18 protein-coding genes and 1 tRNA gene are annotated in these 13,359 nt (G+C 68.5%); 12 read left to right on the forward strand and 7 right to left on the reverse strand.

The annotated features are described in order from the left end of the window. The first annotated feature begins 85 nt into the window (after positions 1–85). Entirely contained in the window at positions 86–1,261 is a 1,176-nt protein-coding gene (gene tuf, locus ACAZ03_RS00630; protein WP_373355400.1) for an elongation factor Tu, read from the forward strand. Positions 1,262–1,356: 95 nt separating this feature from the next. On the opposite strand, the gene ACAZ03_RS00635 is transcribed toward tuf, so the two are convergent. Then, the gene (locus tag ACAZ03_RS00635; RefSeq protein ID WP_373355401.1) at positions 1,357–2,199 is read right to left on the reverse strand and encodes a helix-turn-helix domain-containing protein; all 843 of its coding nucleotides are present in this window, start codon (positions 2,197–2,199) and stop codon (positions 1,357–1,359) included. Positions 2,200–2,263: 64 nt separating this feature from the next. On the opposite strand from ACAZ03_RS00635, the gene ACAZ03_RS00640 reads away from it, so the two are divergent. Then, positions 2,264–2,659, forward strand: a complete 396-nt coding sequence (locus ACAZ03_RS00640; protein WP_373355402.1) for an MAPEG family protein — start codon at positions 2,264–2,266, stop codon at positions 2,657–2,659. Between the two features lie 141 nt (positions 2,660–2,800). Here ACAZ03_RS00640 and ACAZ03_RS00645 read toward each other — a convergent pair whose 3' ends face one another. Further along, a complete protein-coding gene (locus ACAZ03_RS00645; RefSeq protein WP_373355403.1) occupies positions 2,801–3,508 on the reverse strand; it encodes a lysophospholipid acyltransferase family protein in 708 nt (235 codons plus the stop codon). A gap of 335 nt (positions 3,509–3,843) precedes the next feature. On the opposite strand from ACAZ03_RS00645, the gene ACAZ03_RS00650 reads away from it, so the two are divergent. The 5 genes from ACAZ03_RS00650 (at position 3,844) to nusG (ending at position 6,372) form a co-directional block, all read left to right on the forward strand. Continuing rightward, positions 3,844–3,919 (forward strand) — tRNA-Trp (locus ACAZ03_RS00650). Between the two features lie 85 nt (positions 3,920–4,004). Next, entirely contained in the window at positions 4,005–4,466 is a 462-nt protein-coding gene (locus ACAZ03_RS00655) for an Rrf2 family transcriptional regulator (RefSeq protein ID WP_373355404.1), read from the forward strand. Between the two features lie 103 nt (positions 4,467–4,569). Continuing rightward, complete coding sequence (locus tag ACAZ03_RS00660) at positions 4,570–5,340, forward strand: sulfite exporter TauE/SafE family protein (protein WP_373355405.1); 771 nt, start codon at positions 4,570–4,572, stop codon at positions 5,338–5,340. A 129-nt stretch (positions 5,341–5,469) separates the two neighbouring features. Next, positions 5,470–5,670, forward strand: coding sequence for a preprotein translocase subunit SecE (gene secE / locus ACAZ03_RS00665; protein WP_373355406.1), 201 nt, complete (start codon positions 5,470–5,472; stop codon positions 5,668–5,670). A 168-nt stretch (positions 5,671–5,838) separates the two neighbouring features. Further along, positions 5,839–6,372, forward strand: coding sequence for a transcription termination/antitermination protein NusG (gene nusG / locus ACAZ03_RS00670; protein WP_373355407.1), 534 nt, complete (start codon positions 5,839–5,841; stop codon positions 6,370–6,372). Between the two features lie 321 nt (positions 6,373–6,693). Here nusG and ACAZ03_RS00675 read toward each other — a convergent pair whose 3' ends face one another. Then, on the reverse strand, positions 6,694–7,470 hold the full coding sequence (locus tag ACAZ03_RS00675; RefSeq protein WP_373355408.1) for a Stf0 family sulfotransferase: 777 nt from the start codon (positions 7,468–7,470) through the stop codon (positions 6,694–6,696). 196 nt (positions 7,471–7,666) lie between these two features. On the opposite strand from ACAZ03_RS00675, the gene rplK reads away from it, so the two are divergent. The 3 genes from rplK to ACAZ03_RS00690 all read left to right on the forward strand — a co-directional run bounded on the left by rplK (position 7,667) and on the right by ACAZ03_RS00690 (position 9,986). Next, positions 7,667–8,119, forward strand: a complete 453-nt coding sequence (gene rplK / locus ACAZ03_RS00680; protein ID WP_373355409.1) for a 50S ribosomal protein L11 — start codon at positions 7,667–7,669, stop codon at positions 8,117–8,119. A 3-nt stretch (positions 8,120–8,122) separates the two neighbouring features. After that, positions 8,123–8,821, forward strand: a complete 699-nt coding sequence (gene rplA / locus ACAZ03_RS00685) for a 50S ribosomal protein L1 (RefSeq protein ID WP_373355410.1) — start codon at positions 8,123–8,125, stop codon at positions 8,819–8,821. A 130-nt stretch (positions 8,822–8,951) separates the two neighbouring features. Further along, positions 8,952–9,986 carry a Hint domain-containing protein gene (locus ACAZ03_RS00690; RefSeq protein WP_373355411.1) on the forward strand — a complete coding sequence of 345 codons (1,035 nt, stop codon included), beginning with the start codon at positions 8,952–8,954 and terminating at the stop codon, positions 9,984–9,986. On the opposite strand, the gene ACAZ03_RS00695 is transcribed toward ACAZ03_RS00690, so the two are convergent. From ACAZ03_RS00695 to ACAZ03_RS00710, 4 genes are all read right to left on the reverse strand, one after another. After that, on the reverse strand, positions 9,983–10,399 hold the full coding sequence (locus tag ACAZ03_RS00695; protein ID WP_373355412.1) for a VOC family protein: 417 nt from the start codon (positions 10,397–10,399) through the stop codon (positions 9,983–9,985). The genes ACAZ03_RS00690 and ACAZ03_RS00695 overlap by 4 nt on opposite strands. Positions 10,400–10,404: 5 nt before the next feature. After that, positions 10,405–11,247 (reverse strand): glutathione-dependent disulfide-bond oxidoreductase, encoded by an 843-nt coding sequence (gene yghU / locus ACAZ03_RS00700; protein WP_373355413.1) that lies wholly within the window; start codon positions 11,245–11,247, stop codon positions 10,405–10,407. A 77-nt stretch (positions 11,248–11,324) separates the two neighbouring features. Next, positions 11,325–11,516: a helix-turn-helix transcriptional regulator gene (locus ACAZ03_RS00705; protein ID WP_373355414.1), complete on the reverse strand. Its 192-nt coding sequence runs from the start codon at positions 11,514–11,516 to the stop codon at positions 11,325–11,327. Then, positions 11,513–11,911 (reverse strand): hypothetical protein, encoded by a 399-nt coding sequence (locus ACAZ03_RS00710; protein ID WP_373355415.1) that lies wholly within the window; start codon positions 11,909–11,911, stop codon positions 11,513–11,515. The genes ACAZ03_RS00705 and ACAZ03_RS00710 overlap by 4 nt, the downstream gene beginning before the upstream one ends. A 368-nt stretch (positions 11,912–12,279) precedes the next feature. On the opposite strand from ACAZ03_RS00710, the gene rplJ reads away from it, so the two are divergent. Together rplJ and rplL are read left to right on the forward strand one after the other, a co-directional pair. Continuing rightward, on the forward strand, positions 12,280–12,792 hold the full coding sequence (gene rplJ / locus ACAZ03_RS00715) for a 50S ribosomal protein L10 (protein ID WP_373355416.1): 513 nt from the start codon (positions 12,280–12,282) through the stop codon (positions 12,790–12,792). Positions 12,793–12,858: 66 nt separating this feature from the next. Then, positions 12,859–13,236, forward strand: coding sequence for a 50S ribosomal protein L7/L12 (gene rplL, locus ACAZ03_RS00720; RefSeq protein ID WP_373355417.1), 378 nt, complete (start codon positions 12,859–12,861; stop codon positions 13,234–13,236). The last annotated feature ends 123 nt before the right edge of the window (positions 13,237–13,359 follow it).

Here is a 13,359-nt window from a genome sequence, read left to right on the forward strand (position 1 = left end):
TCTGCCCTCCGACTCAATACATGGCCCGCGATATTGACCATGGGAGCCCCCCGGCGGGGCGCCACAACCAGCGGAGCGCGGGCACATGTCCAAGGCCAAGTTTGAACGCAACAAGCCGCACGTGAACATCGGGACGATCGGTCACGTGGACCACGGCAAGACGACGCTGACGGCGGCGATCACGAAGTATTTCGGCGACTTCCAGGCCTATGACCAGATCGACGCGGCGCCGGAAGAGAAGGCGCGCGGCATCACGATCTCGACCGCGCACGTCGAGTACGAGACCGAGGCGCGCCACTACGCCCACGTCGACTGCCCCGGCCACGCCGACTATGTGAAGAACATGATCACCGGCGCCGCGCAGATGGACGGCGGCATCCTCGTGGTGAACGCCGCCGACGGCCCGATGCCGCAGACGCGCGAGCACATCCTGCTTGCCCGCCAGGTCGGCGTGCCGGCGCTCGTGGTGTTCCTCAACAAGGTCGACCAGGTCGATGACGCCGAGCTGCTCGAGCTCGTCGAGATGGAAGTGCGCGAGCTGCTCTCCTCCTACGAGTTCCCCGGCGACGACATTCCGATCATCGCCGGCTCGGCGCTCGCTGCCCTCGAAGGCCGCGACCCGGAGATCGGCGAAGAGAAGATCAAGGAGCTGATGGCGGCCGTGGATGAGTTCATCCCGACGCCGGAGCGCGCCGTCGACCAGCCGTTCCTGATGCCGATCGAGGACGTGTTCTCGATCTCCGGCCGCGGCACGGTCGTGACCGGCCGCGTCGAGCGCGGTGTCGTCAACGTCGGCGACGAGCTCGAGATCGTGGGCATCAAGGACACCAAGAAGACGACCTGCACGGGCGTCGAGATGTTCCGCAAGCTGCTCGATCGCGGCGAGGCCGGCGACAACATCGGCGCGCTGCTGCGCGGCATCGAGCGGGACGGCGTCGAGCGGGGCCAGGTGCTCTGCAAGCCGGGCTCGGTGAAGCCGCACACGAAGTTCGAGGCCGAGGTCTACATCCTGACCAAGGAAGAGGGCGGCCGCCACACGCCGTTCTTCGCGAACTACCGTCCGCAGTTCTACTTCCGCACGACGGATGTGACCGGCACCGTGACGCTGCCCTCGGGCACCGAGATGGTGATGCCGGGCGACAACCTGAAGCTGGAAGCCGAGCTGATCTACCCGATCGCCATGGAAGAAGGCCTGCGCTTCGCCATCCGTGAAGGCGGCCGCACCGTCGGCTCCGGCGTCGTCTCCAAGATCGTCGCCTAAGGGGTAGCGCCCCAAATTCTTCTTCGGAAGAATTTGGGGCCTCCACCAGATTGCAGGGGGCCGTCCTTCGGGGCGGCCCGTTTGCTTTGGGCGGATCATCGGCGGGGGGCGGAAAATCCTTCTGCAGAAGGATTTTCGGGTCCGCCATCTGGCGCATGGGCCCCCGGAGCATGGCCCAGCAGGCAGGCCTCCGTCTCGTCATCGACCGGCGAGAGAAGCTCGACCTCCAGCCCCGCGATGGCCGCGTCATGGATCGAGGCGAGCCGCCCGACCAGCGATGACATCGACAGCAGCACCCCGCCCGGCCCCTCCAGCACCGCCGGCACGAAAGCGGGCGGCGCGGTGCCGGCGAGCCTGGCGGGGACGTGGTCGAAGAGCCCCTCCGCCCGCGCCCGGGCGAAGCGCGCCGCGATCCGCTCGCTCTCCGCCGCCGCGGCCTGCATGCGAAAGTAGAAGACGAGGCTCACGTCCTGCCAGTTCCGCACCCGGGCGCGGAAGGCCTCGGAGAGGAAGATCTCGAAGAGCGAGGGGTGGGGGCCGGCATCCCCGAGCGAGGCCAGAAGCGCCGCGCCCGGCCCGTTCCGCCGGAGCACCTGCCATTCGGCATCGAGGACGAAGCCGGGGAAGGGCCAGTGGCGGAGCACCCGCCGCTCGAGCCGGTCGAGCAGCGCCTCCATCTCCGCCGCGCCGAAGCCCTCGTGCCGGAAGGGGTTGGGCAGCCCCGCCGCCGAGAAGAGCATCGCCCGCTGCGGCAGCGACAGCGCCAGCTCGGTGCAGAGCCGGATGAGGAAGTCCCGCGTCGCCCGGCTCCGCCCGGTCTCGACGAAGGAGACATGCCGCTGCGTGGTGCCGATCCGCCCGGCGAGCGCCAGCTGCGACAGGCCGAGATCCTGACGGAGGTTCTGGAGCGCCGGGCCGACCTGAATGATACCCTCCAAGGGAATTGAGCCGATACCCTGAGGAGCCTAGCTCGGGAGGAGCGTCAACGGAAAGGATTTTCCCATGCTTCTCTGGCTCCTCCTCGGCTCGGCCCTCTACCTGCTGAGCTGCTACGTCCCCGCCCTCATGCTCATCTCGCATATCTCCATCGGCCGCTTCCTCGCCTCCCGCGACGAGGAGCCGTTGAAGAACGCCGTCCACGGCCGGGCCGAGCGGGCAGCGCGGAACTTCCGCGAGAACTACCCGGTGTTCATGGGCCTCGGCATCCTCGCGCTGGTGGTGGAGGGGGCAAACATGCCGCTCGCGACCTTCGGCGCGGCGGTCTTCGTGCTCGTCCGCATCCCCTACATGCCGATGTACATGGCGGCGGTGCCGGTCTGGCGCTCCATGGTCTTCATGGTCGGCTGGACGGGCATGGTGCTGATGGGGGTGGCGCTGGTCTGGCCGGGCCCGGCTTGAGGGCGCCTGCGCGGGGTGGAGAGGCCGGGGGGCCAGCCCCGTCGCCCTTGGGGCTTGAACCAATGGCGCCACCAATGGCGACCCCCCCGAGGTATTTGGAGCCAGATGAAGGGGATCCGGAAGGTCGGTCCGGGGCAGTGATCAGGGCTGTGGCGGCAGGCCGAGCATCGCGTCGGCCCGGTCGGTCACCTTGTTGAGCAGCGCCGTCAGGCTCGCTGTCGCCGCCGCCCGCTCTGCCTCGCCGGGCTGGCGGGGCAGGGGCGGCGCCTCCCAGGGGGCGACGACCATGGCGCCCCTGGCGAAGGGGCGGGGAAAGAGCGTTCTGTCCCAGCTTTTCAGTCGCCAGGAGGGGCGCTGGCTGACCGCCATCGCCCAGACCGGCACGCCGGCGATGCGCGCCCAGTCGATGGGCACGGGCTTCAGCTCCCGCGCCGGGCCGGCGGGGCCGTCGGCGGCGATGCCGATGGAGATGCGCTCATCGCGCAGCCGCTTCAGCACCACCCGCATCTGCGCGAGGGTGGAGGCTTTGGGCGGCATGACCATCGGCAGGAAGCCCTGCCGCTCCATCACCTCCGCCATCATCCGGCCGACCGCCGTGCCCTCGTTCAGGGTCGAGATCGGCGCCGGCATCGGCCAGCAATAGCCGCAGAAGGCCAGCCGCGAATGCCAGGTGACGACGATCACCGGCCCGGCCTTCACCGCCTCCTCCAGCGCCTCCGTCCCCTCCCGCTCCCATCGCGTGGTGCGGACAGACAGGTCTGTCCAGCCGGAGATGAAGACGGCGAGGCCGCGGCGGAGCCAGCGGGCATTGCGGAGGCGTTTGCGAAGGGAGGGGGCGGGCGAAGACATGGCGGGCACCCTGCCGCGCGGGCGCCTGGGTGACAAGGGACGCGTCGGGGGGTGGAGGCCGTGAGGGTCGGACCGGGGCCCGGCGTCCAAGCGACTTGGGACAGGAGACCGGGCCTAGGGCGCTGGCCTGGGAGACCCGTCAGGGTGGATCGCGCCGGGAGGGCCGCGCGCCGGAAACCGAGTGAAGGTGACCGGGCCAGATAGCCTGACCTCGGAGACCGGACCCGAAGACCCGGCCCAGGGGATCGCGCCGCAGAGAGCCCGCGCCAAGGGCCCCCCCGGGCATCGGGGCCTTGCCTCGCGTCCCGCTTCGTCTTAAGCAGCCGCTCGGCCCTAGGGGTATAGCTCAGTTGGTAGAGCGACGGTCTCCAAAACCGTAGGTCGCGGGTTCGAGCCCTGCTGCCCCTGCCATTCCTCCAGATCACCGGCTCATTGCGGTTGCGCCCGGCGCCCCCGGGCGACAAGCTCGCCCAATCCGCCAGCCAGGGACGCCCCGATGCTTTCGCAAAAAGCCCGCTATGCGCTGCATGCCGCCATCCATCTGGCGCGGGCCGAGGCGGTGGCCGGGGCGGAGGAACGCGCGGTGACGGCGGCGGCCATCGCGGCGGCGGAGGGCATCCCGCCCAAGTATCTCGAACAGATCCTCGCCGATCTGAAGCGGCGCGGCATCGTGCGCGGCCGGCGCGGCCCCTCGGGCGGCTACCGGCTCGCGCGGCCGGCGGCCGAGATCTCCTTCGCCGAGATCCTGCGCGGCGTCGACGGGCCGCTGGCGCTCGCGCCTTGCGTCTCGCAGAGCGCGCCGGGCCGCTGCCCGGATTGCCGCAATGTCGAGACCTGCGAGATCCGCCCGATTCTCGAGGCGGTGCGGCACACGACCTCGCTGCTCCTCGAGGGCATGTCGCTCGCCGAAGCGGCGGGCGGCAAGGCCGTCTCCTTCGCCACTCTGCCCGGCGCCTGAGCAGGGCCCCACCGGCGCGCCGGGGTCGCTCAGATTTCGCTTGACCGAATTACCTACCTATCAGGTATGTAATTAGGGTAACTGGCGGTCACTGGAGACCCAAATGGAAAACAGCTTCCTGCTCTTCTCACTCGTCGGCTTCCTCGCCCAGCTCGTCGACGGCGCGCTCGGCATGGCTTACGGCGTCGTCGCCTCCTCCGTCCTTCTGTCCTTCGGGGTGGCGCCGGCCGTCGCCTCGGCGACCACGCATTTCGCCGAGGTCTTCACCACCGGCGCCTCCGCCGGCTCGCATATCTGGAACCGCAACGTGAACTGGAAGATGTTCGCGGCCCTCGCGCCCGCCGGGGTCATCGGCGGGGTGCTCGGCACCTATGTGCTGACCAGCTTCGACGGCGACGTGCTCAAGCCATTCATCGCGCTCTACCTCGCCGTCGCCGGCGTCTGGATCGTGGCGCGCGGCCTGGCCGGGCCGGTGACGCTGCGCGAGCCGACAGCCCGGGCGCTGGCGCCGCTCGGCGGGGCCGGCGGCTTCATCGACGCCGTCGGAGGCGGCGGCTGGGGGCCTTCGGTCACCACGGCGCTCATCGGCTCCGGCGCCGCGCCGCGCACGACGATCGGCACCGTGAACACGGCGGAGTTCTTCCTGACCGTGGCCGTCTCGGCCGCCTTCCTCACCGCGCTGCTCACCGGCAATTGGGAGGCCGGCGGCATCACCGGGCACCTCGCGGCCGCGGGCGGGCTGATCGTCGGCGGCGTCCTCGCCGCGCCGCTCGCCGGCTATGTCGTCAAGATCATCCCGGCGCGGCAGCTCATGCTGACCGTGGGCGTGCTGATCCTCTGCCTTGCCGTCTACCAGACCTGGCGGCTGATCTGAGGACAAGCGGAGACAGGGGCGCGGCCCGGGCACAACACCCGGGCCGCGCCTTTCCGCCGACGGCCACGGGGCGGCCTTGAAAAGCGCACATCGACCCGTTACCTGCCGGCTGCCGCAAGGGAGACGCCGATGGCCCGCACCAACCCCGCCCAGTTCATCCAGCAGACACGCGCCGAGATCGGCAAGATCGTCTGGCCGACGCGCCGCGAGGTGCTGCTGACGACGCTGATGGTGGTGCTGCTGGCCGGCTTCGCGGCGGCGTTCTTCTCGATCGTCGACATCCTCATCCGGCTGGGGCTGACCGGCATCCTGAGCTATTTCGGCGGCTGACGGCCCCTCGGACCCTCCGGGCCTTGCCCGAGGGTTGAAATCGCTGCAGGCGGGCGGTATGAGGCCCGACGATTGGCGCGCGGCGATAAGAGCCCCGCGCCGATTTTCTTTGGCCCCGGGCGTTGCCGGGGCATTCGTGGACAAGACAGCCGAAGGGCAGGACGACAGATGGCGAAGCGCTGGTATTCGGTGAGCGTGCTCTCGAACTTCGAGAAGAAGATCGCCGAGCAGATTCGCGCCAAGGTGGCCGAACAGGGGATCGAAGAGCAGATCGACGAGGTCCTGGTGCCCACCGAGGAGGTCATCGAGGTCCGCCGCGGCAAGAAGGTCACGACGGAGCGGCGCTTCATGCCGGGCTATGTGCTCGTGCATATGGAGATGTCCGACGAGGGCTATCACCTCATCACCTCGATCAACCGGGTGACCGGCTTCCTCGGCCCGCAGGGCCGGCCGATGCCGATGCGGGACGCCGAGGTCCAGCAGATCCTCGGCCGCGTCGAAGAGGGGCAGGAGGCGCCGCGCACGCTGATCCGCTTCGAGATCGGCGAGAAGGTGAAGGTCGCCGACGGCCCGTTCGAGGATTTCGACGGCACCGTCGAAGAGGTCGACGAGGACAACCAGCGTCTCAAGGTCACCGTCTCGATCTTCGGCCGCGCGACGCCGGTGGAGCTCGAGTTCACGCAGGTGTCGAAGCAGGGGTGACCCCGGGCGGTGGGTTGAAAACCCACCCTACGCCTGACGCGACCGGTCTCCGCACCCGTAGGGTGGGTTTGTAACCCACCTTCCTTCGCCGCCACGACTGACCTTGCCGCGCAGGGCGAGCGCCGGCCCGGGGGTTGGCGCTCCTGCCGGTGCCGCTTCGCGGTTTATGGTGCCACACACCTCCCCGCTCCGAGCTCACGCCCAGCCCAACCAGAGCGCCGACCCGCGGGACGGGCCGGCGCTCGCCCTGCGCCTGCGGCGCGCACCGGGCGGGGGTCCCGCACAAGCGTCGGGCCAAGGGGAGAGGCTGTAGGGCGGGCTTCAGCCCGCCACCCCCGCCGCCGCCAAGTCCGGCTCCTCCGCCTTGAACCGCGCGGCCCAGTCCCGGTTGAGCGCGTCGGCGATCTTGGCGACGCCCGGTTCCAGCCCAGAGGCCGCCGCCACCGGCTGGCCGAGCGCGGCGAGGATGCGGGCGACCTCCGTCTCCGGATCCGCCGCGAGGGATTCGTAGGTCAGGCGGAGGGGCTCCACCCCGGCCTCGGCGAACCACGCCTCCCAATCCGCCTCCTCGGCCAGCGCCTGGCGGAGCCGGGCGGCGATGGCGGCGCCGTCATAGACCGGTGGGCGGGGTGGCGAGAGCCGCTCGACCTCGCTGCCGTCCGGCGCCTGATGCCAGAGCCCCGTCTGCTCGGCGCGGATGTACGAGATCGCCTGATCGAGCTTCGCCCCCCGCCGGAGGTAGACCGGCACGAGATCGCCGAGGACGGCCTCGATCGCCGCCATGTCGCCCTCCGCCCCGGGGGCGAGCAGATGCATCTGCCGCAGGAAGAAGGGGAAGCTCTCGCGCTGGACGCGCATGCCGAAGACCTCCGTCTCCCCCCGGCCACGGGCGAGCGCGGCGGCGACCACGGCGCGGCTGGCCTCCAGCTCTCCCGCGTAGTCCGCCTGGGCCAGATCGTAATCCTCGAGCCAGCCCTCCAGCGTCGGCACATGGAAATGCGAGTTGGGCGCCCCGGCCACGCCGGTGGCGCCGAGAAGTCGGCAGAGGAGCGTCGAGCCGCTCCGCGGCGTGGTGAAGATGATGTAACCCTTTGTCATGGCGGCATCTGAGGGCGCAGAGCCCGGCGTGACAAGGGCAATCCCTTGCATTCGGGGGGCAGGCGGTGTAACCGCCGCCTCTGTCCCCTTCCGGGGGCACCAAACGTGGGAGGCGAGGCGCTCGCGAGCGCCGGACCGGACCACGCCAACCGATCCCCAAGGGCGCGCCTGCGGGGAGTTGAGAAAGGAGACTCTCATGGCCAAGAAAGTCATGGGGCAGCTCAAGCTGCAAGTGAAGGCGGGGCAAGCCAACCCCTCCCCGCCGGTCGGCCCCGCGCTCGGTCAGCGCGGCATCAACATCATGGAATTCTGCAAGGCCTTCAATGCGAAGACCGCGGATTTCGAGCCCGGCGCCCCGATCCCGACCGTGATCACCTACTACCAGGACAAGTCCTTCACGATCGAGACGAAGTCGCCGCCGGCGTCGTTCCTCCTCAAGAAGGCCGCCGGCCTGAAGCCGGTCGGCAAGCGGAACCGCCCGAAGGGCGCGACCACGCCCGGCAAGGAAACCGTCGCCACCGTCACGCTCGCCCAGGTGAAGGAAATCGCCGAAGCGAAGATGAAGGACCTGAACGCCACCTCCGTCGAAGGCGCCATGCAGACTGTGCTCGGCTCCGCCAAATCGATGGGCATCGAGGTGAAGGGGTAAACCATGGCCAAGCTCGGAAAACGCACCCGCGCCACGCGTGAAGCCGTCGCCGGCAAGGAGAACCTCTCGGTCTCCGACGCCGTGGCGCTCATCAAGGCCAATGCCACCGCCAAGTTCGACGAGACCATCGAGATCTCGCTGAACCTCGGCGTCGATCCGCGCCACGCCGACCAGATGGTCCGCGGCACGGTCAACCTGCCGAACGGCACGGGCCGGACCGTCCGCGTCGCCGTCTTCGCCCGTGGCGAGAAGGCCGACGAGGCCAAGGCCGCCGGGGCCGACATCGTCGGCGCCGAAGACCTGATGGAGACCGTCCAGGGCGGCACGATCGACTTCGACCGCTGCATCGCCACGCCCGACATGATGCCGATCGTCGGCCGTCTCGGGAAGGTCCTCGGCCCGCGCAACCTGATGCCGAACCCCAAGGTCGGCACGGTGACGATGGATGTCGCCGAGGCCGTGCAGGCGGCCAAGGGCGGCCAGGTCCAGTTCAAGGCCGAGAAGGCCGGTGTGGTCCATGCCGGTGTCGGCAAGGCCTCCTTCGATGCAGCCAAGCTCGAAGAGAACATCCGCGCCTTCGTCGATGCCGTCTCCCGCGCCAAGCCGGCCGGGGCGAAGGGCACCTACATGAAGAAGGTCTCGCTCTCGTCCACCATGGGCGCCGGCGTCTCGGTCGACGTGGCCTCCGCCACCGGCAACTGAGCCGATCTCAGGCCAGAGAAAATGAGGCGGCCGCTCCGGAAACGGGGCGGCCGCTTTCACATTCGGGCCCAAAACAGGCCGCAAAGATTTTGCTTAAATTGTCACGACTTGATTCCAGCGGGGACAAACCGTGACATTTCAGCTCAAAGTGATTGCCCTCGGCGCGGGGCCCGACATCGACCCCTTCGAGGGTGACACCGATGCCGAAGCGGCCGGCCTCATCGTCGGTCAGACCTATGGCGGAGAGGGCGATGCGCTCTCCGGCAATATCCACGACCTGACGGTCGAGACCTACACAGATCCGCCGACCTTCCATCTCGACGGCGGCGCGCCGCAGGTCTTCGATTCGCTGGCGATCTACAACGCCACGATCACCTATGCCGACGGCACAGAGGCGCAGATCACCGCCAATGTCTTCCAGGACACCGACGGCAATCTCTATTTGGCGCCCGAAGAGCCCGAGAGCCCCGACACCGCCGCGCTGGAGGCCGGGCCGATCCGGTCGCTGCATCTCGACGGGGTCTGCGAGGGGGGCTACGGCACGATGTCGGGCTGCTTCGAGGATGCGAATTTCGTGCCCTGCTTCACCGAGGGCACCCGGATCATGACGCCCTTCGGCTCCCGCGCCATCGAGACGCTGCGCCCGGGCGAGCTCTTGCTCACCGCCGATGGCGAGCTGCGCTCCGTTCACTGGATCGGCGCCGCGACGGTCGCCGCCGAGGGGGCCATGGTGCCGATCCGCATCATGGCCGGGGCGCTCGGCCGCGGCCTGCCGGAGCGGGACCTCGTCGTCTCGCCCCAGCACCGCATGATGCTGCGCTCGCGCATCGCCGAGCGGATGACCGGCCGGGCCGAGGTGCTGCTGCCGGCGATCAAGCTCCTCGGCCTGCCGGGCGTCGTCCGTGACGAAAGCGCCCGCGAGGTGACCTATCTGCATCTGCTCTGCGAAGGGCATGAGGTGCTGCTCGCCGAGGGCGCGCCGACCGAATCGCTGCTGACCGGCAAGGAGGCGCTGAAGGCGCTCGGGCCGGAGGCGGTGGCCGAGATCGACGCGCTGTTCCCCACTCGCCCGGCGACGATGCCGGCGCGGCTGATCCCGCAGGGACGGGTCATGAAGAAGATGGTCGCCCGGCACGCAAAGAACGCAAAGCCGCTGATCGGTTAGGTCGCCACGTCGACCTGCGGGGCGCTCCGCCCCGTCACTCGCTCGTCGAGCTTCGCCTCGATGTTGTTGCCATCGGGGTCGAGCAGGAAGGCGGCGTAGTAGCCGGGGTGGTACTCGTCGCGCAGGCCGGGGGCGCCATGGTCCCGCCCGCCCGCCGCCAGACCGGCGGCGTGGAAGGCGGCGACGGCCTCGCGGCTCGCCGCCTGAAAGCACAGATGCACCGGGCCGGAGGGGGGCCGCGCCCCGGCGCCCGAGATATAGAGCTCGTCGAGGACGAGGAAATCCTCGCCCTCCTCGATCTCTTCCCCGAACCCCAGGGCCGTGAAGACGGCGCGGTAGAAGCGCCGCGCCGCCGGCAGATCGCTGACGCGCAGGTCGATATGGTCGATGAGCCGCCCCAGCGTGTAGCCCATCGCACTCAGCCGAGGTCGAGACCGTCGAAATCGGCCGCCGAATGCCGCTCCGGCACCGCCGGCTCACCCTGGCCGCGGTTGACGATCTTGCCGCGCTTGACCGCCGGCCGCGCGTCGATGGCCTCGGCCCAACGGACGACGTTCTTGTAGTCCGCGGTCTGCAGGAACTCGCCGGCATTGGGATAGCTGCGGTTCAGCGCCAGATTGCCGTACCAGGGCCAAATGGCCATGTCGGCGATCGTGTACTCGCTGCCCGAGATGTACTCGCGCTCTGCAAGGGCGCGGTCGAGCACATCCATCTGCCGCTTCGCCTCCATGGCGTAGCGGTTGATCGGATATTCGAGCTTCTCCGGCGCATAGGCGAAGAAATGCCCGAAGCCGCCGCCGAGGAAGGGCGCCGAGCCCATCTGCCACATCAGCCAGGAGAGCATCTCGGCGCGGTTCGAGGCCGGCCCCTGGAAGGCGTCGAACTTCTCGGCGAGATGCATGAGGATGGCGCCGGATTCGAAGACACGGATCGGGTTAGCGCCCGAATAATCCATCAGCGCCGGGATCTTGGAGTTCGGGTTCGCGCCGACGAAGCCCGAGCCGAACTGGTCGCCCTTGCCGATGTTGATGAGCCAGGCATCGTATTCGGCGTCATGGCCGGCGGCGAGCAGCTCCTCGAACATGATGCCGACCTTCATGCCGTTGGGCGTGGCCAGCGAGTAGAGCTGGAACGGGTGCTCGCCGCGCGGCAGCTCGGCGTCATGCGTCGGCCCGGCGATGGGCCGGTTGGTGGAGGCGAAGGCGCCGCCGTTTTCCTTGTCCCAGGTCCAGACCTTGGGGGGTGTATAGCTGTCGCTCATCTTGGAATGCCTTTCGGGAAGGGGTCGGGCGGGAGCCAAACGCATCGCCCCGGCGAGGGCAAGGGCGGGCGATCCCGTCATTCGGGCTGAAATAGGTCCTCGATCCGGCATTGGAAGAGGGCGGCGAGGCGAAAGGCGAGCGGGAGCGAGGGGTCGTATCGCCCCGTCTCGATGGCATTGACCGACTGGCGCGAGACGCCCAGCGCCTCGGCCAGCGCGCCCTGGCTCATGCCCCGGGCGCTGCGCATCTCCTTCAGGCGGTTGTTCACCGGCTCCCCCGGTTGTCTTTGAGGTTATGGATCGTGGCGGCCAGACCATAGACCAGCCAGAAGAGCGGGTTGAGCCAGAGAAGGCGGAGATCCGGGAAATCGGCGAAGGCCTCCCAGAACCCCCAGGCGGTGGCGACGAGCAGCACGGCGCAGAGGCCGGCGATCACGCTTCTGAGCTGGCGGTCTCGGACGAATTCATCGGCGCGGCGATACCAGGCGACGAAGGCCAGCCCCATGCCGACCATGGCACCGATGGGCACCAGGGCGCCGACGGCGCGCAGGAGCGGCGTGGCGCTGTCGTCCACGGCGGCAAGGCCGAGGCTGCTGACAACGACCAGCCCGGCAAGGCCGAACTGGGTGAGGATGTAGCGAAGGTCGGATGACTCGGAAGACATCTGAAGGCTCCTGTGGTTGTAAAGCTCCCTTTACATCGGTGCATCGCGCCGAACTGTCAAGTCTCCTTTACAGGCCGCCCGCCTCGCCCACCCTTGTCGCTCCCGATGTTAGGGGGTTGGAAATCCCCGCCGAAGGGCGTAGACCGCCCTCTGCATTGGAGCGCGCGATTCGTCACGCGCTCTATTGCTTTTCGTCCGAGACGGTGGGCCGCCCTAAGCGTAACTCCTGCCTGAGACGGGATCAGACCAGATGAACTGGTGGCTCTCCATGGCTTCCAGCGTTTGGCTCAGCCCCGTGCGCGGACCTTAAGTGCCCGGGTTCCCGGGTAGACTGAGCCGGGGGGAGACCCCCATGACTGGAGTAGACTGTGGATAGAGCCCAGAAAGAGAAAGTGGTCGAGGAACTCGGCCAGATCTTCGAAAGCTCTGGCGTCGTGGTGGTTGCCCACTACGAAGGCATGACGGTTGCTCAGATGCAGGACCTGCGCGCGAAAATGCGTGATGCGGGCGGGTCCGTGCGTGTCGCGAAGAACAGGCTCGCCAAGATCGCCCTGAAGGGGCAGCCCTGCGAAAGCATCGGCGACCTTCTGACGGGCATGACCGTGCTCTCCTATTCCGAAGATCCCGTGGCGGCCGCCAAGGTGATCGACGAATACGCCAAGGGGAATGACAAGCTCGTCATTCTCGGCGGCGCGATGGGAGACACGGCTCTCGACCCCGAAGGCGTCAAGGCGGTTGCCAAGATGCCGAGCCGCGAGGAGCTCATCGCTTCCATCGTGGGCATCATCGGCGCGCCCGCGTCGAACATCGCCGGGGTCATCGGCGCACCTGCTTCGAACATCGCCTCCATCCTCTCGACCATCGAGGAGAAGGCGGCCTGAGCCCCTCATGCCGGCACCCGTTGAAGAAACGGGGCGTTGGACACATATTGAAAACGGAAAGCACAAATGGCTGATCTGAAAAAACTCGCCGAAGAGATCGTGAACCTCACGCTTCTCGAGGCCCAGGAACTCAAGCAAATCTTCAAGGACGAGTACGGCATCGAGCCCGCCGCCGGCGGCGCGGTCATGATGGCCGGCCCGGCCGGCGACGCCGGTGGCGCTGCCGAAGAAGAGAAGACCGAATTCGACGTCGTGCTGAAAGAAGCCGGCGCCCAGAAGATCAACGTGATCAAGGAAGTCCGCGGCATCACCGGCCTCGGCCTGAAAGAAGCCAAGGACCTCGTCGAGGCCGGCGGCAAGGTCAAGGAAGGCGCCCCGAAAGCGGAAGCCGAAGAGATCAAGGCGAAGCTGGAAGCGGCTGGCGCCAAGGTCGAGCTGGCCTGAGGCCAGTAGGTGCGCCGCTGGCGCACCGCACGAAACAGAGGCTGGGCGCGCCAAAAGCGGGCCCAGCCGAACCTGTCTTGACGGGGGGCCCATCGGCCCTCCTTCCGGGTAGGTTCTAGAGGT

The organism is Pseudoroseicyclus sp. CXY001 (assembly GCF_041714655.1).
Taxonomy (GTDB): domain Bacteria; phylum Pseudomonadota; class Alphaproteobacteria; order Rhodobacterales; family Rhodobacteraceae; genus Pseudoroseicyclus_A.